The following is a 25469-nucleotide window of genomic DNA, read 5'->3' as shown; positions in this document are numbered from 1 at the left end:
ATATATTTTTCAGTATCTTGCAGGCCCGGCGTCCTCAAAGCCCTGCCTTTGTCCCGTGCCTGCCATTTTTACAAGTTCATCGGGGCGGAGAATCAGCCTGACAGCATTTTCGGCATGCTCGCGTGTTCTCTGTTCCGCAAGCCATGCAAGTTCGGCGCCGTCCTTTGCCTCATCCTCATGGACGAACACTTCAATTATGTGGGTGTTTGTCATAAGCTGGGCTTTAATGAGTCCCTGTGATGCCTCGTGTGCACACATCTTGTCCTTCTCAACACCGCCGGGCATCCCGAGTGCCATTACTATATCACAGCCGCGTTCCTCAATGAGCTTTTTGGCCGCGACAGGCAGGTCTTTCACACCCGGCACTGTGTACCTCTCTATTGAAACACTTGCATGTCGTCTCAGTTCGTCTGTTGCAATTGCCCCCATATTTACACGGGCAAATGTTGTGTCAGCCACCCCGATCTTCATAGGATAAATGTCTCCTTTTATACTTTCAATACTTCCGCTGCGGCCTGAACACCACATCCGGCAGGCTCATAGCCCTGTTCCTTCAATGTTCTCTGAACGGCTGACAAAACTGCCAGGATTTCAGGTGCGCCTGTTGCACCCATTGTGCCGATTCTGAATATCTTACCTTTCAGGTGGTCCTGACCGCCGGAGAACTCTATGCCCATCTTCTTCACAGCGCCGCGGAATTTGGAGTCATCTATTCCTTCAGGATAGCATATTCCGGTTGCGGTGTTTGAGTATGAGTGGAATTTGTCGGTCTTTGCGAAAAGGTCAAGTCCCCAGACTTCTGCGGCTTTTCTGACAGCAGCAGCCATATTTCTGTGGCGTTCAATCCTGTTTTCAAGTCCTTCCTCTTCAATAATGTTGCATGCTTCCCTTAATGCAAAGAAGAGCGGAATTGCCGGAGTGTATGGTGTCTGGCTCTTTGCAGCGCTCTTTTTGTATGATGCAAGATCAAGGTAGAATGGTTTCCATTCAGCGATGTTCTCCCAGGCCCTTTCTGAAACAGAGACTGCTGCAAGTCCTGCCGGTGCTGCAAGGCATTTTTGTGACCCGACAATTGCAACGTCAGCGCCCCACTTGTCTGCCTGTACCTCATCGCCTGCGATTGAGGTGATTCCGTCCATTATAAAGAGTGCATCATGCTTTTTGCAGAGCCTTCCCACTTCTTCTGCCGGGTTTTTGATTGCGGCGGATGTCTCGTTGTGGACGAGGGTTACAACCTCAGCGCCGTTTTCAAGTTCCGCTTCAAGCTGCTCAAGTGGCAGGGGTGTTCCCCATTCTGATGCAAGTTCGACTGTTTCGCCTGCATACATTTTGCTTATTTTGTATAGACGGTCACCGAACTTTCCGTTTACAAGGGATGCAACCTTTTTGCCAGGGCAGAAGTTTGCAACGGCGGCTTCCATTCCCGCACTGCCTGAACCGGACAGAATGAGCATGTCGTTTTCTGTTCCAAACATAGGTTTGAGCATCCTTGTGATGTCGTCAAAGCACTCTGCAAATTCCGCTCCTCTGTGGTTGATCGCCTGTCTTGACATTGCCAGTCTGACCCTCTGCGGCATCGGGACAGGACCTGGCATCATAAGAAGTGTTTCGTCCTGCATAAAAATCAGTTCTTACTATTTTTCCCCATAAGGAATTTAGTTTATCTGTTATGTTGCGGGTGTGCTATTATAAAAAAAGTAAAAATAGTAAAAAACCGGAGGTTTTTTCCGAGGGATTTTAAATCTCCAGGATAAGAATTACAGGGTTTAATAATAGGGGGTTTTTCTTTTTTAGAAAAGTCCTGTAAGTGAATCCCAGTTTTCAGTAATGAATTTTAACAGCATTATTGCAAATCCAAGCCAGTCAAACATAATTTTTCATCTCCAAAATATTCTGTCGTTTTTGTCTGTATCAAAGGCCCTGGTTTTATCCCTTATGATACAACAGTTGAAAATTATATTTTATTATTTAAAATGGTTTTCAATTTTTTTAAAGTGTGAAAAAATATTCACTGCAATCATCATTTTAATGCAGGATATTTTGAGGAATGCCGGTTTTCATAATCATAACCGGGCAGACGGAAATAAAATCACCGGGATTCTAAAATAATAAATTCCATCGGGATGAATACTAACAGCATGAGTGATGTTGCATTAATTGCAGGTTCTGCATCTGATGAACATATTGTAAAGAAGGCATCAGCAGTCCTTGATGAGAGCGGGATCAGCTACGAATACAAAGTAATCTCGGCGCACAGAAACCCTGATGAGCTTGATGAGTTTGTAAAGACAACCGATGCAAAGGTATTCATCTGCATCGCAGGGCTTTCAGCCGCCCTTCCGGGTGTCGTTGCCTCAAAAACGGAAAAACCTGTCATTGGCGTTCCTGTTTCAGGCACACTCGGAGGACTTGATGCACTGCTCTCGATTGTCCAGATGCCGCGTGGTGTCCCTGTCGCATGTGTCGGTGTTGACAACGGTGCAAACGCCGCACACCTTGCCATAAGAATGCTGAATATCAGCTGAAAATAAAAAAAATTAAAATCCTGTTTTTACAACAGACTTTCCCTTACAATCTTTACAGCACAGAGATCGCCGCACATCGAACATGTCTCTATGTCGCCGTCACGTTCGTGTATCTTTTTTGCGTGTTCGCCATACGTTGCAATCTCAAACTGGCGTTTCCAGTCAAGATCGCGGCGTGCCTCTGCCATATCGGCTTCCCCGGTCTCAAACCAGGCATCCTTCATTCTGACGGTGTCCCCGACATGTGCCGCAAGCTTTGCAACCCTTGTTCCCTCTCTGATGTCAGAAACGTCAGGGAGTGCAAGATGCTCGGACGGTGATACCATACAGAGGAAGTCTGCTCCGTTCATCGCGGCAATAGATCCGCCGATTGCGCCTGAAACGTGATCGTATCCGGGGAAAATGTCGGTAACAAGCGGACCTAACAGATAAAGCGGTGCATTATTGGTAACCTCTTTTATCGTCCTCACGTTATAGGCGATCTGGTCAACGGGAATATGTCCCGGCCCTTCAATCATCCTCTGGACTCCTGCGTCAAGTGCTCTTTTGGCAAGCTCTCCGAGGTTTATGTATTCAACAGTCTTTGCACGTTTTACTGCGTCAACCATTGCCCCGGGGCGCATTCCGTCGCCTAAGGATATGACGACGTCATACTCCGCAAGAATCTCAAGCAGGTAGTCGTATTCTGAAAATAACGGGTTCTCCTCTCCGGATGATGCGATCATTGCGGTATGGAAGGCACCGCCTCTTGATACAACACCCATAACCCTCGGGTCTTCCCTTAGGGAGTGAAGCGTTGCCTTGTTGACTCCGCAGTGGAGTGTCAGGAAATCAACACCCTGTTTGCAGTGGTCACGGATTACGTTGAAAAGTATGTCGGCACTGATATCAAGTGCACTGCCCGCACGGCGGACTGCCTCGTAAATCGGAACAGTTCCTATTGTTGTGTCAAGTCCGAGAATCTGCTTTCTGATAGCTTCAAGGTCGCCGCCTGTGGAGAGATCCATAATGGCGTCTGCTCCTTCGGAAATGGCGCATTCTGCCTTGAGCATTTCAAGTTCCGGATCGCACCTTGCACCTGATGTGCCTATGTTGACGTTCACCCTTACAGGACAGCCTTCTCCGATTGAACAGAGTTTATGTTCACGAAGAGGGTTGGCAGGAATGACAGCCCTTCCCCTGGCAATATTTTGTGCAAGCTTTGATGCATCGGTTCCATCGCTTTTTGCAGCGGAAATTACAGTTTCAGGAATGCCGGATTTGCACTTCCCGATGAGAGTCTGCATGGATATGATTTTGTCCTGTGACTAAAAATTACTATTTAATGTCTGTTCACTGGATAAGAGGAGAGGGGTATTTTGCAAACTCCTATGTTTTCGGGTCGGTTTTGGTGGATGCCGGAGTTTCTCCGGTAGCTCTCAAACCTTTCAGGGATGATATTGACACCATCATACTCACACACTGTCATTACGATCATATAGCACGCGTAAAGGAGATCTCACATTTGTGCGAAGCAAAGGTATGCATCCATAAGGATGATGCGGGCGGACTTGTTGATGAAACTCCCAGTCTTGCCCTGATGTTCGGGGAAAGAAGTCCGGGAATAGTTCCTGACAGGATGCTCTCTGACGGGGATATAATAAAGGATCTTCTGGTTATTCACACGCCCGGTCATACTCCTGGCGGTATATGTTTGTATAACAAAGAAGAGAAGTTTTTAATCTCCGGGGACACAGTGTTTTCAGACGGTGGATACGGACGGTTTGACTTCCCCGGCGGAAATGCTGATAAATTAAAGGCTTCCATAAAGCGCCTTTCATCTCTTGACGTAAAGGCTCTTTATCCCGGACATGGTGATCCGATGAGTTCTGGAGGAAGTGAAAATATCGGCATGGCACTTTCGATGATTGAAATGTCCTCATATTAATGAGTATCAGGGTTTAGGCGCCGGTTTATATTTCAATACTTTATTTTTCATCTCATTCAAATTATGTTTCTATAATAAATATCTTATAAGAGCAGATCAAGTTTAAACTTATGAAAGTTCTGGGTATTTCAGGCAGCATGAGGAAGGACGGAAACACGGCGGCACTTGTCAGGAAGATAGTTGATTATGTTGACACCGAGGGCTGTGACGAATTTGAAACCGAATTTATCTCCCTTGCCGGCAAAAAAATAAATCCCTGTATGGGATGTGAGAAATGCAGGGAAGCAAAATGGTGTGTGCAAAAGGATGACTGGACAGAAGTTGCCAACAAAATCGTGAACTGTGATGTACTGGTCTTTGGGTCGCCCACATACTTCTATGACGTAAACGGACAGACCAAAAATCTCATTGACAGAACGTATTCACTGTATCATGACCGAAAACTCAATGGAAAATATTCTGTTGTGGTATCTGTATGTGCGGATCGTGGCTGTGAGAGGACTCTGGAGAGCCTGGAGGGTTTTGTCAACACGCACGGATTTTCCTATCTCGGCTATGTTTCCGGCAGAGGATTTAAGGAAGGTGAGGTTTTAAATGATCTTCATGCACAAAAAAAGTGCACGGAAGTTGCAGAGAAGATACTAAAGCTTGTCAGCAACACACATCGTGATTCAAAGAAGTCAGAATAGTTTCAAAAATTGTTTATATTTTAAAAAATAACTTCTTTTCATTCTTGAATCCTTCCAAAAAAATATACATTTTCATTTAATAAACAGATTAATTCAATGCCGGAGGGGAAAATGGCGCAGGTAAATATTATAAAATATCGTGAGACAGGGGATGGAATATTATACCCGTCTGAGTATTCAATATCGTTTGATTCAATAAAGCCTGATGATTTAAAGGGGGTTTTTTCAAGCTATAATATATTATATGTCGAGCCGCTAAAAAACGGTGTACACGTATCAATACCTGAGGATTCACATCTTTTAGAGACTGTTCTTCAGGAAATGGAACAGATGTTTGAATGGGCGCGCCACATTGAGCCCATTGAACACGGCAAAATAACGGATGAATTGGATCAGGAAAAATTAGATCAGGAAAAGGAGCCTGAGAATTTATTTTTGGGTATCTCAAAGGATGCTCTGCCCTCCGGGGTTCCTGCAACAGGTGCAGGGCCTGAAGAAATACCTGATATAATACCTGGTCTGTTAGAATCAGAAGCCGGAGTAACAGTTTCTGATGTTTCTTTTGTATCCAAAATGCCTTCCAAATCCTCTGTTCCTGAAGTTTCTGGAAAATCTCCTGTTTCAAAAGATTTATTGGAGGTTTGCGACCTTGATCTCGAAAGCCCTGATGATTCTGTGGTCTCTGAAATCACTTCCGAATCTTTAGATCTGGCTGAAGATCTGGAACTTTCTGATTTGGATTTATCGGATTCTGCCCTTTTGGTTTCTGAATCCGAAAAATCTGATGTTGGTGAGGTTTTAGAAGATTCTTTTGTATCAGAAGATTCAATGGAAGTTTCTGGTCTTGATCTCGAAAGCCTTGATGATTCTTTGGTCTCTGAAATCTCTTCTGAATCTTTAGATCTGGCTGAAGATCTGGAACTTTCTGATTTGGATTTATCGGATTCTGCCCTTTTGGTTTCTGAATCCGAAAAACCTGATGTTGGTGAGGTTTTAGAAGATTCTTTTGTATCAGAAGATTCAATGGAAGTTTCCGGTCTTGATCTCGAAAGCCTTGATGATTCTTTGGTCTCTGAAATCCCTTCTGAATCTTTAGATCTGGCTGAAGATCTGGAACTTTCTGATTTGGATTTATCGGATTCTGCCCTTTTGGTTTCTGAATCCGAAAAATCTGATGTTGGTGAGGTTTTAGAAGATTCTTTTGTATCAGAAGATTCAATGGAAGTTTCCGGTCTTGATCTCGAAAGCCTTGATGATTCTTTGGTCTCTGAAATCCCTTCTGAATCTTTAGATCTGGCTGAAGATCTGGAACTTTCTGATTTGGATTTATCGGATTCTGCCCTTTTGGTTTCTGAATCCGAAAAATCTGATGTTGGTGAGGTTTTAGAAGATTCTTTTGTATCAGAAGATTCAATGGAAGTTTCCGGTCTTGATCTCGAAAGCCTTGATGATTCTTTGGTCTCTGAAATCTCTTCTGAATCTTTAGATCTGGCTGAAGATCTGGAACTTTCTGATTTGGATTTATCGGATTCTGCCCTTTTGGTTTCTGAATCCGAAAAACCTGATGTTGGTGAGGTTTTAGAAGATTCTTTTGTATCAGAAGATTCAATGGAAGTTTCTGGTCTTGATCTCGAAAGCCTTGATGATTCTTTGGTCTCTGAAATCCCTTCTGAATCTTTAGATCTGGCTGAAGATCTGGAACTTTCTGATTTGGATTTATCGGATTCTGCCCTTTTGGTTTCTGAATCCGAAAAACCTGATGTTGGTGAGGTTTTAGAAGATTCTTTTGTATCAGAAGATTCAATGGAAGTTTCCGGTCTTGATCTCGAAAGCCCTGATGATTCTTTGGTCTCTGAAATCTCTTCAGCAGATGAGACGTTGGTATCCTCAGTGGCTGAGGAAATTCCCATATCAGAGAGGCTTTTTGCAGAAGGGCTAAAAGCCCTTGAATCCGGCAACACAGAAGAGGCAAAAGGCCTGTTTAAGGAAATACTGGTTAATGAACCTGAAAACAGGGATGTTCTCCTAAGGCTTTATGAGCTGAGCAAAGGTGAAGATCTTTTATATGACGCTTTGTATTACCTCGATGAACTTTTAAAAGCGGATTCTGAGAGTCCTGAACTTATGACCAAAAAAGCGGAAATACTTCTTGAAATGGAGCGTTATGATGAAGCTCTGTTTTCTTTTGAACAGGTAATTTCCATATCACCAAAAGATTCTGCCGCATCTCTTGGGAAGGGACATATACTAACCCTCCTTGGCAGATACAATGAAGCTCTTTCCTGTTTTGACGATCATAAAACCGCCATTGAAGGCAATATTGATATCATAATGGATTATGCTCTTGCAAAAGAGGGGGCAGGTCTTTTTGATGAGGCATTGGCGCTTTATGATGAGGTAATTTCGTCAGGCGGGGATACAGAAAAAGCCCTGCGTCATAAACTGGATATACTCTCAACATCCGGCAGGAATGCAGAGGCACTTTCATGCATGGAGAAGCTTTCCTTAATTGTTCCCGCGAGCTTTGAACTGTATGAATTAAAAGGTGACCTCTTCTCAAGATCAGGAATGTATGATGAGGCCATTCTCTCATATGACTCTGCCCTGAACCTGAAGAGCCGTGATGAGAAAATTCTTCAAAAGAAGGCAGAGGTTTTGGAAAATTCAGGCAGGGATGGTGAAGCCCTTTCTATTCTCGGCATACTTCTGGATGAAAATCCCCAAAATCCTGATCTGTGGCTCAAAAGAGGATTGCTAAATGAAAAAGCAGGAAATTATTCAAGATCCGCAGATGATTACGCCAGAGTACTCTCATATGAGCCCGACAATACAAAAGCACTTGTCAAACGTGCCATATCGCTCGTAAAAATTGAAAAACACGAAGATGCTCTTGAATGTTATGAGCGCCTTCTTGTAGGGAATCCTGATAATCATGCATTGTGGTATTCAAGAGGTCTTGTTCTTCGTACTCTTGGGCGTTATGATGATGCTCTTAGTGACTTTGAGAGAGCACTTCTGCTTTCGCCTGGTGACGTGGATGCACTGATTGAAAAAGCCCTGATTCTCAAAAATCTTGGAAGATACGGGGAAGCATTATCAGATCTTGAGGAAATTCTTGCAAAAGAGGGAAATTCAGGTTATCTGTGGTTTATGAAGGGTAAAATACTTGAGAAGACCGGTGATTTCAACGGTGCCCTTTCTGCCTTTGGCATGGCTGCAAAATACAGTCCTGATGATGTAAGCATACTTTTCTCAAAAGCATCACTGGAAGAGGCCGCAGGAAATATTGACGAGGCAATAGTTGATTACAAAAAGATTACAGCTCTTGAGCCACGTAACGAGGATGCACTGCTCTCCCTTGGTGGACTTTATGAGCGGATGGGCAGATCTGATGAGGCACTTTTTGCATACACAAAGATACTTGAAAAAATCCCCGGTATGCAGGAAGCCCTTCATGGAAAACTGAGAATTCTTCTATCAAAGGGGAGATATCAGGAAACCCTGCCTTTGTATGATATGCTGATTGTCCAGAATCCCAATGATGCCGGACTTATGGCAGACAAGGGAAGGGCATTAATGAAGCTGAAAAGAGCTGATGAAGCCGCTGTTCTTTTAAGGTCTGCTGTCAGGAAAGAGCCTGGGGACCGGTATATAACTCTTGATTTAATAGAAGTTCTCCATGATCTTGGTCTTTATGAAGAATCGGTTGAGTATTATGATAATCTGATTGTTTTGATGCCGGATGAGATCTCCCTTATGATATCAAAGGGAATTGCTCTAATGTCTGCGGAAAAATATGAGGATTCGGTTGCCTCCTTTTCGGATGCGTTAAAAACCAGGCCTGATGATGTAAGGGCTCTTTTGAACAAGGGTCTTGCTCTGCTTAAACTGGGTGACTCTGAGGGTGCTCTTGAATGTTATCTCAGAACAATAGATATTGATCCAAAATACGGAAAACTCTGGGCGGAGAGGGGCATTGATGCAACTTCATTTATCAGACAGGATCTCCTCTCCGGTGTTTCGCAGGGGTCAAAAATGAAACCGGAAAGTGCAGGGGATTATTCAAAAGATGTCAAATCCGAATCTTTTGTGGACGAATCCGGAACTGTTGTTTTTGACAAACCCTCGCCTGAGATGTTAAAAGATCCGGGATATCTCTACAGAAAAGGTCTTGCCCTCACCAAAAAAGGTTACTACGACTCTGCAATAAAGTGTTTCAGTCACGGATTTGCACTGGATAAAACCAATGCCAACATGATATTTTCACTTGGTCTGGTATATGGCAAAACAGGAAAATATGATCTTGCTCTTGAATGTTTTGAAAAGGCTCTCATTCTAAAGCCCGGGCATGAAGGAGCCCTCAAAGCCAAAAAAATGGCTTTAAAAAGACTTTTATGAAGATATCAAAAATATGATAATTAAAATACCCTGTTAATATTTTTCACAAAATCCTGACAGCTGTTTTAAAAATTATTTTCGCCAGGTTTTTTGTTTTAAAAATTTCAGAGAGACCTGTGGGGATTTTTTTATTTCCAGAACATCCACTTTGGCTTTTCAATGAGTTCAACGCCGCTTTTTTCTTCGGCTTCTTCATCTTCTTTTTTCTCTTCGAGTGCAGGAGTGCGTACTGCCGACTGAAGTGCAACACTGTGTGCCGCCGCCTGTGCCTGAAGATGGTCTATCATGTTGTTTAAGTCTGTTATCCTTTCGTCTTTTGATGACGCGATATTATCTGCGGCAGTGATGCTTAATGCCTCTATCCTGGAAATTTCTTCTTTTAGATCATCTATTCTGCCGTCTTTTTCATCGATGAGTCTGCTGTATGCATTCCTAAGTTCCCTCTCCATTTCAATTTCATCTTTTAGCCTTGAAATTTCCTCATCTTTGCCTGAGAGAATATCAGAATTATCCTCTGAAATTTCCAGGGTGGTTTTTGTTTCCGGTTTTGAATCAGGGGCTTTGTTCCCTGCCATGGCAGTTAGATATTCAGCGCAGGCTACTCTTATCCATTCCACTCTTTTTAGTCCAAGTGAAGCTGCGGAGGCATCGATCTCTGCTCCAAGTTCATCATCGATTGTAATTGTAATCCTCATATTCGTCTCCTTTTCTGATTTGGTATATGATTTGATTTTATCTTTGCCACATTATGAATTGGATGCGGCTTATTTGGTTTTTGTGATTTTAACATTGTTCTCGTTTTGTATGTTCGGATAAACCTGCCGGCGGTTTATGGTTGCATACTGACTATGAGAGTTCTTCGGAATACAGCTTTGAAACAACAGGTTCCTGTGTGGTGAATGAATAATCAGATTCCTATATGGCCTTACCTTTTATCTCATCGGCAATTTTTCTGTTGATTCTGATTGCCTGGCTGTCGGGTCTGAGGTCAAGGGCCATTTTAAAGCATGTGTCTGCTTCACTGTATCTCTTTAGTCCCAAAAGAGCAATGCCCTTGTTGTTAAGTGCTACCGGATTGTCGGGCTCAAGCGTCATTGCCCTGTCAAAGCTTCTTACCGCTTTTTCAAAATCTTTTGTCCTGAAGAGTGCTATGCCTCTTTTGAACCAGACTGTGGCAACCTTTTCGTCAATATCAAGTGCTTTGTCAAAACACGGGAGGGCTCTCTCATAGAGATCTGCCTCGATAAGGGATACTCCCTTGTTGTACCAGTAGCTTACGCCGACTTTCATTTCAGACTCCGCCTGCTTTCATTATATTTCCCGGATACCAGTATCTTTTTTTTTAATTTTTTTATATATACCTATATCTGTTCTTGTCTGATGAAAATATATCCTGTGTTTTGCTTATTGTGCGGCAGATAAACCGGTTCAATGTTTTTTGCGCGTAATTTTTGAATTTAACAACTGATGTTTCAAAAAAGTTTGAAAAAGAATCTTGTATTCTAACCGGATTAAAAAAATATTTGTTTTTGAAAGAGAATTATTTTTTGAAGTGTATATATGCTAATTGTATGTGCACATCATATTTGTTGTGCCCAACCGGGTGTAATCCTTAATTAATCTTAAAATTAAAATTGACAGGAATGCAGCGTATATTTCATGTGTTGCTGTATAAATACTTTTTTCATTTGCAATTCGTGGTAAATTAACAACCTTTATTGCAAATTCAACGAATCACTATTTCAAATACAATTTATGGATATTGTGGGTGAGTAAAAATGAGCATTGATATCATTAACAGTGTCCTGAAAAGGGCACTTGAAGGAGATACCTCATTACGTGTAGACGAGAACGAAATGCCGTCTGAAATGAAGGGTCTTGCAGCGACAATAAATGCAGTGATCGAAAAGCTTGAAATTGCCGGAGAATCTGAAATCTACGAAAAACGTCTGAAAGATTTCGTAAGTGAAAATCCTCAGGCCATAGCCGTACTTGCACCCGATAAATCCCGCCTTGATTTAAACGTGGAATATGAACGTGCATGGCGCGGTAGTTATGATGATCTCATGAGAAAGAAGCTCTATGATTTCAACATCAACATCACTGGTGGAGACGATTTCTATGCCTCTTTTGAGACAAAGAAAAAAGCTGTGACCGATATGGAAATCTCATGGGAAAACGGGGAGAAAACCTATCTGCGCCTTTTCCAGACTCCTATTCTCGATGAAAACGGCAATATTGACATCAACTATTACATCTATCAGGATCTCACAGAGCAGATGTCTGAAATCGAGAGAATCAACAGCCTTCAGAGGCGTGCGGATGCCTTTGTTGCAGAGAACCCGCAGGGAATTGCTGTACTTGCAAAAGACAAATCCCGCCTTGACTTAAATAAGGAATATGAGCGTGAATGGCGTGGAAGCTATGATGAGCTCATGAGAAAGAAGCTCTATGACTTTGATATCGAGATCACAGGTGGAGATGACTTCTATGCTTCATTTGAAACAAAGAGAAAAGCTGTAACTGATATGGAGATCTCATGGGACAGGGGAGAGAAAACCTATCTGCGTCTGTTCCAGACACCAATTCTTGATGAAAACGGCGAAATTGACGTCAACTATTACATCTATCAGGATTTAACAGCGGAAAAGGAGCTCAGCAACTACCTCCATGCGGAAGTTGACAAAGTATCAGATAACCTGAAAATGCTCTCCAGGGGAGATCTCGGATTTGATCTTGCGGTCGGCGAATCCAACCGTTATACAGAGGGTGCAAGAAAATTAATGCTTGATATTTCTGAGAGTCTCGGAGAGGCAAAGGTTGCGATTGAAAGACTTGTAAATGATTCGGAGATGCTTGCAGAAGCTGCAATTGATGGAAAACTGGATCTCAGGACTGACCTGACAAAGCATCAGGGGCACTTTAAGGATGTTGTCGGAGGTTTCAACCAGACTCTTGATATGATCTCTGCACCGTTAGATGAGGCAATGAGAGTCGCAAACTCCTATGCGAACAATGACTACACGGTACGCTTCTCTGATAAGCTGGTAGTTAAGGGTGAATTTGATAATTTCAAAAACTCTCTGAACAAACTCGGTGAACAGCTTGTCGTTGTTATCGGGGATGTCATAAAGGCTGTCGATCATGTAACTGTTGGCACTTCCGAGGCAAGCAAGGGATCTGACGAGGTTGCAAAAGCAACTGAGCAGGTTGCAATGACAAGTCAGAAATGTGCAGACCTGAGCAGAAATGTCCTGACTCAGATGGAGGATATCCAGAGGCAGATTTCGGATCTCTCCGCATCAAATGAGGAGATTGCCGCCACCTCACAGGATGTCCTGAAAAATGCCGAGAACATGACTGTTATAGGCAACAATGCGCAGGCTCTTGGAAATGATGCGAATCACAAGATGGAGTCTGTTGAAGACATCACGACAAAGAGTGTTGAGGAAATTAAAGAGCTTAACGACCAGATCAAGGAGATCAACAACATTGTCAAGATGATCAACGACATCACCGGACAGATCAACCTTCTCGCTCTCAATGCCGCAATCGAGGCTGCCCGTGCCGGAGAACACGGCAGAGGATTTGCAGTTGTTGCAGGTGAGGTTAAAAATCTTGCAGCCGATGCAAGAGGCGCAACAGATCATATCGAAAAAGTCATCGCTTCTATTCAGAAGAAGAGTGACAACACGGCAGAGGACATTCACAAGGCAAATGTCGAGGTCATCAGCGCTGTTGAAAGTGTGAATGCAACAATTGAGGGTCTAAATAATATTGTTCGCGAGTCACTTCAGGTATCAACCGATATGGGCGAGATTGCACGTGCGATTGAGGACCAGGCAAATATCGCAAACAATGTCGTAAGCTCGGCAGAACATGGAACAACCGAGACCGAAGCGAACCTGAGAGAAGTCGAAGAACTTGCCGCACTTGCAGAAGAGTCAAGCGCTTCAGTAGAGGAGATCGGCAGTGCCATACATGAGGTAAATGAGATGGCAGGCGTTCTCAGAAAGAATATGGACAATTTCAAGACAGAATGAATTTTTCAATAAATCCCCCCCAATAAATAACCAATCTTTTTTTTAGTCTTGTTTTTGACCTGTGAGCTACAAACAGATATGTGGCAAAATAAATGACTGTTACTCCCGAAAATTCTGATGATAAAATAACGACTGCAAAATATTATCTCCGGAAGTATTTCGGGTACTCTTCTTTTCATCCGTATCAGGAGGAGATTATAAGAAATATCCTTACAGGCAGGGATGTTTTTGCAGTCATCGCAACAGGAGGCGGGAAATCCATATGTTATCAGCTTCCGGCGGTTATGATGAAAGGCACTGCTGTTATAATATCGCCTCTTATTGCCTTAATGAAAGATCAGGTGGACGGTCTTTTGGCAAACGGAATACCTGCCGGGTGCCTCAACAGCACCCAGGACTATTCCGAATATCTGATGACTGTAAGCCGGCTTAAAAGCGGGAAACTTGATATTCTTTATGTATCTCCTGAAAAAGCGGTTACCCCTTCTTTCAGAGCTCTTTTAAAACAGTTCGATGTTTCCCTGTTTGCAGTTGACGAAGCCCACTGCATATCCCAGTGGGGACATGAATTCCGGCCGGAATACAGGAAGCTGAGCATACTTAAAAAAGAGTTTCCAAAAATACCGGTTATTGCTCTCACTGCAACGGCAACGTCGGTTGTAAGGGATGATATCTTAAAGCAGCTCAGGTTAAAGCTGCCATATACATATGTGGGGACTTTTTTCAGGGAAAATCTCCATTACCAGGTTCTTCCAAAAAAAGATGCCTTTGGACAGATTCTTGCCTATATAAAAGATCACCCGCGTGATTCGGGAATAATATACTGCAACAGCAGAAACAGTGCCGAATCACTTTCAAAAAAGCTGAACCTTGCCAATGTTCCGGCTCTTCCCTATCATGCAGGGCTTTCCAAAAAAATCCGTGAAAAGACTCAGGATAAATTCATAAAAGATGACATACCGGTGATTGTTGCAACCGTCGCATTCGGGATGGGAATAAACAAGCCTGATGTAAGATTCGTAATTCACTATGATCTCTCACAGAGTCCCGAGGCTTATTATCAGGAAACCGGACGTGCCGGGCGTGACGGAGGACGCGGCGACTGCATTCTCTTCTACAGCAGGGGCGACAGGGCAAAGATACAGTATTTCATTGATAAACTCGACAGCAGGACACTTCGGGGTGTTGCAGAGAAGAAACTTGAGGCGATGACTGAATACTGTGAAAGCAATTCGTGCCGTTTTAAAACCCTTCTCGAATATTTTGGTGAGACAAACAGTGATTTCAGATGCGGTGTATGTGACAACTGTATAAATCCACGTGAGCTTTTTGATGGCACAGAACCTGCAAAGACTGCCATTAAATGCATTGAAATGCTAAAACAGCCTTTTGGAATAGGTTATATTGCTGATATTTTGTGGGGTTCATCGTCTGCCCGGGTTAAGGAAAGAGGGCATGACAAACTTCCTCTGTACGGTAAGGGCAGAATGTACAAAAAGGATGAGTGGAATTCTTTTCTAAGAGAGATGGTCCATCTTGGATATCTTTCAAGGGAAGGAAGAAAATACCCTGTAATCGTATTAAATGAGACCAGTGCCGATGTGGTTTCAGGCAAAATTACTGTATATCTGACAAGGCCCAAAGGAGTAAAACCGGGATCGAAAAAAGCAGAGGCGGTTTATAATACAGCGCTTTATGAAACTCTCAAAAGACTCCGCAAGATTGTTGCCGAGAGTGAAAATATTCCTCCCTATCAGATATTTTCAGACGCCGTTCTTGCCGTGATGGCGGAAAAAATGCCCCTTACTCCTGCTGAGATGCTCTCGATAAAAGGTGTCGGCGAGTACAAGGTTGAAAAGTTCGGAGCAACTTTTCTAAGACGAATTAAGGATTTTCAAAAAATCCCCGTGAATCAGGAAAAGAACCAGGGAGTATTGGAAAAATCCCCAAAAAGCTCTGTTCAGACATATGATCTCTATTGCAGGGGATACACGGTGAAACAGATTGCAGAAGAGAGGAGTCTTACGGAAGATATTGTGTGCGTTCATCTTGAAGAGATGATAAAATCCGGTGCGGCAATTGATCTATCCGATCTTGTATCTTCCAAAAAACGTGATCTTGTATATTCAGTACTTTCTGATAACTTTGACATACCAGTAAGGGATATCAGAATTCTTCTGGGAGAAGCTGTTTCCTACAATGAGATTAGGCTTATAAAGGCATTTTGGGATAAGAAAAACCCGGGCAAAAACTGATTTTGTCAAAAAGAAGCCTAAAAAAATTATTGTGTCTTTTGGTTTAGGAGAGTTTATAGGGAGTTTTTGAATAAAAAATCTCCATAGTCATAATTTTTTGTAAATGTCAAATTTAAAAGTATTATTGTTACCTGTCAGGCTTTTGAAATCAGCTCTTTTATAGACCCTGTTGTTTTTGTCAGTGAGTGTGTCGTAGATATAGATCCCTTTTTCAGCCCTGAAAAATTTGTAAAGCGAATTTAATCCTTCTATGTCAGGCCTTATAAGCTCAAGGTTTAGCTTGTAGGTGTTTTTGGAGATCTCATCCCACCTGCCATGAAATGTCATATGGACTGTGAGGGTTTCAGCAGTCCACTCCTCATACTCAAATGTGTTGTCTTCTGCAAAATATATCCGTCTGAAATCTTTTTTGGACTCCCATGTCCAGTTTCCAAGTATCCCCGGATCATTGTCAAGATAAATTACAACTCTTTTATCTTCCGCCAGAGGAAAGTCAAAACTTGTGAGTGCAAGTCCGGCTATGAATCCAAAAGCTATTGCAGCGGCTGCAAAAGCAAAGTATCCAAATTTCTCTTTTGAATTCATATCAGATATCATTTAAATTTATCAAATAATATCTCTTCCTGTTGAAAAAAGTGGATGTATTTTTGGTTTTAGATTAGTTCATATTTGGTTGTTCTTTGTCTGAGCTCTCTTCCGATGTCTTTTACAATTCTTTCCATCTCGCCCGGGTCAAAGAAGTCTGAGTCCTCGCCGCCGGCCTCGGTTGAAACAGCATCACAGAACATTGTTCCCCCGAGATCGTTTCCGCCTGCCAGAAGGCCGAGCTGTGTAAATTTCTTTCCAACCTTTCCCCAGGGGATCTGAATGTTGTCAAAGTTATCCAGAAATAGTCGTGAAACCGCAAAGAGCAGAATATCGGTTCTGCCTGTGGCACCGGCGGGAGCAAGGCCTTTTTGGTATAGTTTTGTATTCATATGGAGGAAAGATAGAGGAACAAGCTCTGTAAACCCGTTCGTTTCATCCTGAATGTCACGGAGTATTGAAAGGTGTTTTATCCTGTCCTCCTCTGTTTCAACAGAGCCGTACATGATTGTGGATGTTGATTTTATGCCCATATTGTGAGCTTCCTTAATGATTCTGATCCACTCGGAAGTTGAGACTTTTGAGGGGCAGATTATTTTTCTGACATCATCGACAAGCATTTCAGCTGCCGTTCCCTGAAGTGTCCCAAGACCTGCGTCTTTAATCATTCTGATCACTTCTTCGGATGTAATATCGCTTTTTTTGGCGGCGTATGATATCTCATCAGGACTCATTGTGTGGATGTCGGCATCGGGAACTATATCACGGACCATTCTGATAATTTCACAATACCGTTCTGCATCAAAGTCTGGGTGAACACCTGAGAGGAAACAGATTTCCGTTACATTCCTTTCTTTTGCAATTTCAGCACTTTTTCTGAACTGATCATCACTGTAGATGTAGGCTTCAGGATCATTTTTGGGTTTACCAAATCCGCAGAAAGCACAAAGGTTTTTGCAGATATTTGTAACATGGATGTTTTGGTTTCTTACATAAGTTACACTGTTCCCCGCCTTTTTTTCACGCATCATGTCGGCGGCTTTCGCTATGTCCCATACCTTTCTGTCCTTTGTTTTCAGAAGGAAAACTGCTTCTTCAGGTTTCATCCTGTATCCTTCAAGGACATCTTTAAGGAGTGTATCAGTTCTGTCTGTCATTTTTTGCCCTCACGTCTTCTCAGGTAGATTTCATGCAGGATCATTATTAAAATCAGAATTATTGCAAATTCAAAGAGGTGGAGAGGTGCATAACCGATATATGGAATTGAAAACAGGGCTTTCCCGACAACCCATTCCGGTTTTACCGGTTTTATTGCCCCGACACTCTGGATACCGCTTAACTGGTCAGGGATCTGGTTGTTGTCACCCTTTGTGATATATCCGTTGTTTGGGTCCCCTTCATACCACCCGACAGCCCTGTGAATGATCGGGTGGACCTTATCGTCTCCGTTCGGGCGGTATATTATTACATCTCCAAAGACCTGGTTGCCCTGTCTGTCAGGGTATTCGTTGAATTTACCATAACCTGTTGCAATCCCTTCTTCCCATGTCTGAAGATCGCCGTATCTGTCAGGTGCAACAACAAAAACGAGATCGCCCACATTCATGTTAGGAACCATACTTTCGGATTCAATCGCAACAACCGCAGGCCATGTGCCTGAAAATACCACAAGCCCGAGTGCTATGATGCCTACTGCACAAAGCACCCAGACCATGTCGCGAACAAATCCTAATAAGGGCTCTTCTGTATCTAGAAATTTTCTTATAGGGCTTTTTTCCTCTTTTTTTGTTTTTTGTTTTGCACCTTTCATTTTTATCCTTAGGTTTTAGGTTTTGTTTTTTAGAATAGAAAGGTTTTGGAGTTATTGATTTTTTTTGCCTCTGTCTTTCAAAGGCAATAAATACCAAAGAGTACCAGAGAGATAAATCAGGAGTTTTGATAATGACAGATGAAAACCGGAGTGAGCTTAAGGGAAAGGTTCTCAGCTTAAAAGATCTTGTTGAGTACCAGGAAGGAACAGTTGCAAGCAGGATGGTTATAAACAATAAATCCGGAAGCATCACTATTTTTTCATTCGATGAGAATGAGGGCCTTTCAGAGCATACCGCACCTTTTGATGCGGTTGTGAGCATCCTTGACGGTGAGTGTGAGGTCTGGGTTGCCGGTGAGACTTTCGGGATGAAGGAAGGGGACAGCATAATATTTCCTGCAAATGTACCGCATGCACTCTCAGCGGTTACAAAGTTTAAGATGTCTCTGACCATGATTAAGGAATAAAACATAAAAATATATAGAAAAAATTTGAAAAGGGAGTATTTTATGGCAGAAAAAGACGGGGATTACTGCACAATCTGTGGAGGTGTTGTATCAGGGGATAGAGAAATCAGGCAGATTATGGTTGACGGAAAACCGGTCGGGATAAGCCGCCTGGATTTCATCATTGATGAAGTATTAAAGATTGGAGAGATGAGTGAACAGGATGCAAAAGAAGAGCTGATGAAAAGGGCATGTCAGTTTAATTACATTCCGACAAAGAAAAAGGAAAGTTATGCGGATGCATTGTTTTCTGAATATCTAAATAAAGCCTGATAAATATTTCAGGTTTCCCTTGCAGACAGGCTGTGCCACTCTGTAAATTTTATTATAAGGGTGTCTGAATAACCGGCTTAATGCAATTTTTTGGAATAGTTTTTTAAAACATAAACGGTCTGTATAGCTTATCGGAGTGTAAGTTTTATGCCTTCCTCAATCTTTCCAAGGGCGTACGGATTCATATATGCTGTAATAGTAATTTTTATTCTTGCATATTTATGGCACAGTAAAAAAATCACACGAAAAAATACGATACCTGTTCTTATTTTCTCAACTCTTCTCGGTTTTCTAATCTATTCACCTCTTGCCCCGCATAATTTTCAGAGTCTTCTTTTAAAGAGCACTGAGAGAATCGGTGCACCCCTTCTTGCAGCGGCTGTTGGGATGGGCATATTACTGGTGCTGACTTTTCTGTTTGGAAGGATATTCTGCGGGCATATCTGTCCTGTCGGGACAGTTCAGGAGCTTGTGTCTCTTTTGCCCGTGAAACAGTACGGAAGGAAATTAAAAAAAGAGACACTTGCCATAAGAAGCGTTGTTTTCGTAATCACGGTTGCAGCTGCCCTTTTGTATTCCTTTGGAGTCGTTGATCTGTTCGGGATAAATGACTTTTTCCACCTTACCATTACAACTGCATCGGGAATATTTGTCGCCGTTCTTTTGATCTCTGTATTTTTCTACCGCCCGTTCTGCCGGTTTATCTGTCCTTTTGGACTCATTCTTGCGATTGTGGCTGCTTTTAGCGTCTATAAAATCCGGCGGACTGATTACTGCACTGACTGCGGAAGGTGCGAAAAGGTCTGTCCTGTGGATGAGGTTAAATTTGGTGACAAAAGGGCGGAGTGCTTTATGTGCGGGAGGTGCATTGAAAAATGCGGGTATTCGGGTGCTATAAGGTACGGACGGGAGGATAAAAAATAAAGATTCTAAATCTTTTATGGATTTTTTAGATATTCAGGCGTTTTTTCTAATTTTTTTTGAACACATCATTTTGTAAACCAATTTTAATTAACTTTGCAAAAATATTAGATAAGAAATTTATGAGATTCCTTTGATATGATATAATATAATCCTGGTAAGAGCCCCAGCCTTTTGTTAATCTGATATGAGGATTGCATTTTGCCGGTTTTAGCATGGGATTTTGTGATTTTTATGGTCAGTCAGATAATTCTCAGAGAAATTGGATATGCATATGCGGTGATTTTAGTTCTCCTGCTTGCATATCTCTGGTACAGCAAAAAGATCACACGTAAACAGACAATTCCGGTTCTTGTTCTGACAACCATTGTTGGGTTTATAACACTTGCTCCTCTTGCCCCGCATAATTTCCAGAGCATGATTGTGAGCGGATTAAATCCTTCCCTGACAGTTGCGGCATGGGGACTGGCGATAATTTTTGTTCTGACTTTTTTGTTTGGCCGGATATTTTGCGGGCATTTATGCCCAGCAGGAGCGGTTCAGGAACTGGTTTATCTGATTCCCTGCAAAAAATTCGGAAGGACCCTGAAAAAAGAGACTATTGCAGTAAGGGTTGTTGTATTCTTTGGAATTCTTGCCGCTGCGTGGTTTTATTCGTTTAAAACTGTGAAGATGCTTGGAATAAGTGACTTTTTCCACCTGATTCTTACTACGGGGACAGTTATTTTCATTGCAATACTGATTGTATCGGTATTTTTCTACCGTCCTTTCTGCCGTCTGATTTGTCCGTACGGCACACTTCTGTTAATTCCTGCGGCTTTCAGCGTCTTTAAAATCAGAAGAACGGATTCATGTGTCAGCTGTCGGAACTGTGAGAGTGTCTGTCCCGTTGATGAGGCAAAACCGGATGACAAAAGGGCAGAGTGCTTCATGTGTGGCAGATGCCTTGAGAGTTGTAATAAATTTGATGCAATGAGTTATGGGAAGAAGTGATCCGTATTTATTCAATATTTAATCTAAAATCAGTCATACTAAACAAAACAACAAATTTTTATGAAAATCACATGGTGTTTTAGAAAATTATTGTCTGAAAAATAATTTAAAAGCACCCCTAAGGAAAAAGTCCCTCTAAAATTATCAGAATGTGTTTTTTTGATATTCTTTTTCACTTATGTTTGGGAATTTTATTTTCACAATTCATGGATAAAGAATATATCAGGGTAATCGCAATTCAAGGGATATGATTCCAAAAGTGGTGATACACAATTCACTAAGTCTTGACAATGCATTTACCGGCTTTGATATTGATCTTGAGACGCATTATGGTAAGCTTTTGGAATTTGAACCTGATGCCGTTTTAGCCGGTTCTGCCACTGCAAGATCTGGCATTGACAATTATCTGGATGAGATCCCAGTCGAAGAGGAATCAGATTTTATAAGACCTGTAAGAGATCCCTCTGACAGACGTCCGGTGGAAGTAATTGCGGACAGCAGGGGACAATTAAAAGACCTTTTGCACCTTTTCCGAAGGCTTGAATATGTAAAGGATGTAATCATCCTGGTTTCAAAAAAGACTCCGAAGGATTATCTTGAATATCTCCGGGAGAGGGATTATCCGTATATTGTATCCGGCAGCGATCATGTGGACATAAAGGGTGCTCTTGAAAGACTAAGGCAGGAATACGAAATAAAAATGATTGTTTCAGACGGAGGAGCACGTTTAAACAGCATATTAATCAGGGATAAACTTGCTGACGAAATCAGTCTTTTAGTAAACCCGTTGATTGCCGGAAATCGGGAAAGAAAATTTTTTGAGGGGATTGACTCAGGAGTAAATCTAAAACTTGTGGTTGTTGAGCAGGTGAAGAACGGCATCGTTCATCTTGTGTATAAGATATCCTATTGAACCGGCCAAAAATAAAAAAACAAAGCAACCCTCATAAACTTTTTTTATGCGTTCCCAAAGAATATGTTTTTATTTAAAAATAATTATTTAATCTTTTGTCGCCTAAAAGAGATTTTAAAGATTAAAAGAATGATATATGCCAATAATGCCTCCATTTTGATCGTTATTGCTGATATGGCTGAAAATAAAGGCTTTAATGGTTATAAAATCTCTTTGCTTGCTTAAAAATTCATATTGGTCTTATATAATGCATTAATTTCAAAAAGGCTCTTACAATGAAGATGTTTTCTGGATTGTTCTGATATGTCAGTTTTAAATTCATATTAATCTCTTCAAATCTGTGTTTTTTTAAAAATATCTGCGTTCAGGGACTTTTAAAAATAATATGTATTAAAAAGAAATATATAATATTGGATTAAAAAGTCAGATTGTCTTTTGTCGTTTAATTATGGAATTAGACGTTTATTTAGAGATTTTTAAGAGGTTGTGAAATTTTGAGTATTAAAAGAAAAAAAATTTATCTGATTCTGGTTGTTCTGTTTTTTGCTTTTGTTATCGCTGCGGGATGCACAGGTTCCGGGGATGAAAGTGCCGGAAAAATAAACAAGGATTCAGCATCCGGTGAAGAATTAAAAAAGGCTGTTCTGATTGCAATTCCTTATGATACCGAGCTTTCAAGTGCAAATGTTTTAAAAATTGTTCTCAGGGAGGCAGGATATGATATTGAGATAAAAACAGTTGATGTGGGTATTGCATGGCAGGGTCTGTCATCGGGCTCAGGAGACTTTTATGTAGGTGCATGGCTTCCTACCTGTCATGGTCAGTATCTCGAGAAATTCGGGGATGACATTGTTTTTGTCAGAAAAAATCTTGAGGGTACAAGATGTGGCCTGGCAGTTCCGGATTATGTAAAAGTGAACTCTATTGCAGAAATGAATGCAAACAAAGAGCTTTTTGACTCGGAAATTGTTGGTATAGAACCCGGTGCAGGGATCATGAAGGGAACAGAGGATGCGGTTGAGAGCTACAGTCTTGATTACAATCTGCTGACAGGCAGTGAAGTAGGTATGTGCACTGCACTAAAATCCGCCATTGACTCCGGTGAACCGATAGTTGTTACTGCATGGTCTCCTCACTGGATGTTTGTTAAATGGGATTTGAAGTACCTTGATGATCCTGAAAATGTCTATGGCGGTGAGGAATATATCGCTTCATATACCCGTAAAGGATTAAAAGAGGATATGCCTGACCTTTACTCGTTTATTGAAAGATTCCACTGGGAAACATCTGACATGGAGTCTATTATGCTTGACATGAATGAGGGAATGAGTGCTGAGGATGCCGCACAAAAATGGGTTGATAATAATCCTGAACTTGTAAATGAATGGCTTGATAAAACTTCCTGAATTAGCCTTTTCCAAATATTTTTTATTAAAATTTTTTTTTATGGGGGGTTTAATTAACCCCGTTTTGTTTAAAAAAATAAATCACCACAATGATTATTTAAAATCAGGTTATCTATTAGAAAAAAAGTAACATTTCGGGGGAGCTTTAGATCCTTTTTGATTTATTGGTTATCTAACTGAAATGAAAGGGTGCTTTTTTGATGAAACTGGTTGAAAAACTGAGAAAATGCCCGAAGAGAACCGGCATACTGACCGGACTTTTGATAATATTAGTTCTGCTGCCCTTCTGGTTTGATCTTGGTGCAAATTATCAGGAGCATCTTATTGATCTCGAAAAAAAAGATGCAGGAACTACTCTGGCAATTCACAGCAACTATTTCACTTATGCCTTAAATGAGCGCCTTGGCCTTATAGAAGCCCTTTATTCCTTTATAAAAACCAATCCCTCAAAAGAAAGACTGGATGCCGAGTTTGATCCGTTTGCATCCGGTATTTATAACAGTTTTAACGGTCTTCGAAACCTTGCGGCAAGTCCGGGGGGTATCAGGCATTATGTATATCCTCTTGAGGGGAATGAAGCGATAATAGACTATAATATTTTAAACGACGCACGTCCTGAAGTTATACGGCAGAATAAGGTATTGTTTGAAGGTCAGCCCACGGTTATACGCGGTCCGGTCCGGTTGATACAGGGTGGAGAGGGCGTTATCATAATAAAACCCATATTCCTCAACGGAACATATGAGAACGGAGATTTCTGGGGCTTTGTGGAAATCGTAATTAATATGCCTTCTATGTATGAGCTGAGCGGTATTCCGGGAGATACAAAATATGATTATGCAATAAAAAATGATGATTACGGTGTCTTTTATGGCAGTGAGGATGTATATCTGGATGAACCGGTTGTTCAGATGATGCAAATCGGATATGAACAGTGGGAGATTGCAATGATCCCAAAAGGCGGCTGGGTATCCCTTGTAAAGGACAGGGTGAACTGGTTTATGGGCATATACCTTCTTATAATCACTCTTTCCGGTGTCTTTGGTGGTTATGTAATATACACCCAGCTCGGGCTTGATGCTGCTGTTGACGAGAGGACATCGGAGTTGAAAAAAGCAAGGGAGGATCTGCTGTTTAAGGAGTCTGCCATTGCTTCATCGGTAAGTCCTGTTTTTCTCTCAGACAAAAACGGTAAAATATTCTATATGAATAATTCTGCAAGGAAGCTTTGGGGTTTTAAAGAGAGGGATATTGCCAATCTCTGCATTTCGGATATTTTTAGCATTTCTGATGATACCAAATGCCTGCCGGACCGGGTTTCTGAGAATAAAAGCTGGACAGGTGAGCTCGAGGGAATAAGGGCAGAGGGGGAACTGTTTCCTGTTTATGGTTCGATTTCGCCTGTTCTTGATTCATCAGGCGAGGTTGCGGGTCTGCACGGCTCATTCCTTGATATATCCAGGAGAAAGGCATTTGAAGAGGCCTTGCGTGAGAATGAATATAAATTTCGTGAAATCTTCAACAACGTAAATGATCTTATCTTCTTAAACAGGCTGAACGATGAAAATATCAAAAATCCGGGTTTTGTTGAGGTGAATGATATTGCCTGCCGGAAATTGGGATACAGCCGTCAGGAATTTCTGTCTATGAAACTTGCCGATGTTGTGCCTGAAAAACCCGGGTCGTCAGTTCCCCTGGTGATTGAAAGGCTGATTATTAAGCGTGAGGATTATTTTGAAGGGTGGCTGGCCGGGAAGGAAGGCATATTTATGCCCGTTTATGTTAGTGCCAGGATTATACGACTTGGAAATGATGATTACCTTCTCTCCTTCATGCGTGATATGACAGAAGAGAAAGCCTCAATGAAACGCGAGTTTGAGGCAATACGGCAGATTGAAGAGAATCTTGTTAAGATGGCGGCATTAAACGATGAGATCAGAAATCCGCTTGCGGTTATTGTCGGCTACACTGATCTCGAACAGGGTCCTTATACCGACAAAATCTTTGAACAGGCTGATGTAATTGACAAACTGATAAACAGGCTTGATCAGGCCTGGGTTGAGTCTGAGAAGATCAGGGAATTTATGAGGAAGTACTATAGAATTGAGGATGAGAAGAGGAACATGGATAAGAAGTAATCTTCACCCTTATGAGATTTGTATAGTGTTTAAATTCACTATAACTCGTCATGTATTATCCTGCGGAAAATCATTGTAACTGATGAT

General features: G+C 41.7%; 21 protein-coding genes. 13 read left to right on the top strand and 8 right to left on the bottom strand.

The annotated features are described in order from the left end of the window. Positions 1–9: 9 nt before the first annotated feature. The gene (gene ribC / locus F1737_RS09465; protein WP_317136339.1) at positions 10–471 is read right to left on the bottom strand and encodes a riboflavin synthase; all 462 of its coding nucleotides are present in this window, start codon (positions 469–471) and stop codon (positions 10–12) included. Positions 472–488: 17 nt separating this feature from the next. Further along, positions 489–1619, bottom strand: a complete 1131-nt coding sequence (locus F1737_RS09460) for a pyridoxal-phosphate-dependent aminotransferase family protein (protein WP_317136338.1) — start codon at positions 1617–1619, stop codon at positions 489–491. Between the two features lie 519 nt (positions 1620–2138). Between F1737_RS09460 and purE the strand changes: the two genes are divergently transcribed. Continuing rightward, a complete protein-coding gene (gene purE, locus F1737_RS09455) occupies positions 2139–2525 on the top strand; it encodes a 5-(carboxyamino)imidazole ribonucleotide mutase (protein ID WP_317136337.1) in 387 nt (128 codons plus the stop codon). Between the two features lie 26 nt (positions 2526–2551). Here purE and thiC read toward each other — a convergent pair whose 3' ends face one another. Further along, a complete protein-coding gene (gene thiC / locus F1737_RS09450; RefSeq protein WP_317136336.1) occupies positions 2552–3811 on the bottom strand; it encodes a phosphomethylpyrimidine synthase ThiC in 1260 nt (419 codons plus the stop codon). Between the two features lie 17 nt (positions 3812–3828). On the opposite strand from thiC, the gene F1737_RS09445 reads away from it, so the two are divergent. The 3 genes from F1737_RS09445 (at position 3829) to F1737_RS09435 (ending at position 9539) form a co-directional block, all read left to right on the top strand. Continuing rightward, positions 3829–4452, top strand: coding sequence for an MBL fold metallo-hydrolase (locus tag F1737_RS09445; RefSeq protein ID WP_317136335.1), 624 nt, complete (start codon positions 3829–3831; stop codon positions 4450–4452). A 110-nt stretch (positions 4453–4562) separates the two neighbouring features. After that, entirely contained in the window at positions 4563–5141 is a 579-nt protein-coding gene (locus F1737_RS09440) for a flavodoxin family protein (RefSeq protein WP_317136334.1), read from the top strand. A 111-nt stretch (positions 5142–5252) separates the two neighbouring features. After that, positions 5253–9539: a tetratricopeptide repeat protein gene (locus tag F1737_RS09435; protein WP_317136333.1), complete on the top strand. Its 4287-nt coding sequence runs from the start codon at positions 5253–5255 to the stop codon at positions 9537–9539. Positions 9540–9667: 128 nt separating this feature from the next. Here the strand turns inward: F1737_RS09435 and F1737_RS09430 are convergent, their stop codons facing one another. Both F1737_RS09430 and F1737_RS09425 read right to left on the bottom strand, forming a co-directional pair. Continuing rightward, positions 9668–10234, bottom strand: a complete 567-nt coding sequence (locus F1737_RS09430) for a hypothetical protein (protein WP_317136332.1) — start codon at positions 10232–10234, stop codon at positions 9668–9670. Positions 10235–10454: 220 nt separating this feature from the next. Then, positions 10455–10829, bottom strand: coding sequence for a tetratricopeptide repeat protein (locus F1737_RS09425; RefSeq protein WP_317136331.1), 375 nt, complete (start codon positions 10827–10829; stop codon positions 10455–10457). Between the two features lie 488 nt (positions 10830–11317). On the opposite strand from F1737_RS09425, the gene F1737_RS09420 reads away from it, so the two are divergent. After that, the gene (locus F1737_RS09420; protein ID WP_317136330.1) at positions 11318–13582 is read left to right on the top strand and encodes a methyl-accepting chemotaxis protein; all 2265 of its coding nucleotides are present in this window, start codon (positions 11318–11320) and stop codon (positions 13580–13582) included. Positions 13583–13674: 92 nt separating this feature from the next. Next, positions 13675–15837 (top strand): DNA helicase RecQ, encoded by a 2163-nt coding sequence (gene recQ / locus F1737_RS09415; protein ID WP_317136329.1) that lies wholly within the window; start codon positions 13675–13677, stop codon positions 15835–15837. An 87-nt stretch (positions 15838–15924) separates the two neighbouring features. Here recQ and F1737_RS09410 read toward each other — a convergent pair whose 3' ends face one another. From F1737_RS09410 to F1737_RS09400, 3 genes are all read right to left on the bottom strand, one after another. Further along, a complete protein-coding gene (locus F1737_RS09410) occupies positions 15925–16422 on the bottom strand; it encodes a hypothetical protein (RefSeq protein ID WP_317136328.1) in 498 nt (165 codons plus the stop codon). 68 nt (positions 16423–16490) lie between these two features. Further along, positions 16491–17579 carry a 5-amino-6-(D-ribitylamino)uracil--L-tyrosine 4-hydroxyphenyl transferase CofH gene (gene cofH, locus F1737_RS09405; RefSeq protein ID WP_317136327.1) on the bottom strand — a complete coding sequence of 363 codons (1089 nt, stop codon included), beginning with the start codon at positions 17577–17579 and terminating at the stop codon, positions 16491–16493. Continuing rightward, positions 17576–18232 carry a S24/S26 family peptidase gene (locus tag F1737_RS09400; RefSeq protein WP_317136326.1) on the bottom strand — a complete coding sequence of 219 codons (657 nt, stop codon included), beginning with the start codon at positions 18230–18232 and terminating at the stop codon, positions 17576–17578. Before F1737_RS09400 ends, cofH begins: the two co-directional genes overlap by 4 nt. A gap of 131 nt (positions 18233–18363) precedes the next feature. Between F1737_RS09400 and F1737_RS09395 the strand changes: the two genes are divergently transcribed. The 7 genes from F1737_RS09395 (at position 18364) to F1737_RS09365 (ending at position 25382) form a co-directional block, all read left to right on the top strand. After that, positions 18364–18699, top strand: coding sequence for a cupin domain-containing protein (locus F1737_RS09395; RefSeq protein WP_317136325.1), 336 nt, complete (start codon positions 18364–18366; stop codon positions 18697–18699). A gap of 42 nt (positions 18700–18741) precedes the next feature. After that, on the top strand, positions 18742–19011 hold the full coding sequence (locus F1737_RS09390; protein ID WP_317136324.1) for an NAC family transcription factor: 270 nt from the start codon (positions 18742–18744) through the stop codon (positions 19009–19011). Between the two features lie 147 nt (positions 19012–19158). Then, positions 19159–19935 carry a 4Fe-4S binding protein gene (locus tag F1737_RS09385; RefSeq protein ID WP_317136323.1) on the top strand — a complete coding sequence of 259 codons (777 nt, stop codon included), beginning with the start codon at positions 19159–19161 and terminating at the stop codon, positions 19933–19935. A 231-nt stretch (positions 19936–20166) separates the two neighbouring features. After that, complete coding sequence (locus F1737_RS09380) at positions 20167–20925, top strand: 4Fe-4S binding protein (RefSeq protein ID WP_317136322.1); 759 nt, start codon at positions 20167–20169, stop codon at positions 20923–20925. Between the two features lie 247 nt (positions 20926–21172). Further along, positions 21173–21838, top strand: a complete 666-nt coding sequence (locus F1737_RS09375) for a RibD family protein (RefSeq protein ID WP_317136321.1) — start codon at positions 21173–21175, stop codon at positions 21836–21838. 494 nt (positions 21839–22332) lie between these two features. Beyond that, positions 22333–23244, top strand: a complete 912-nt coding sequence (locus F1737_RS09370) for a glycine betaine ABC transporter substrate-binding protein (RefSeq protein WP_317136320.1) — start codon at positions 22333–22335, stop codon at positions 23242–23244. Between the two features lie 200 nt (positions 23245–23444). Beyond that, positions 23445–25382: a PAS domain S-box protein gene (locus F1737_RS09365; protein WP_317136319.1), complete on the top strand. Its 1938-nt coding sequence runs from the start codon at positions 23445–23447 to the stop codon at positions 25380–25382. Positions 25383–25469 lie beyond the last annotated feature (87 nt).

The organism is Methanoplanus sp. FWC-SCC4, from assembly GCF_032878975.1.
Classification (GTDB): Archaea; Halobacteriota; Methanomicrobia; order Methanomicrobiales; family Methanomicrobiaceae; genus Methanochimaera; species Methanochimaera problematica.
This window is presented reverse-complemented; position numbering and strand designations above follow the sequence as displayed.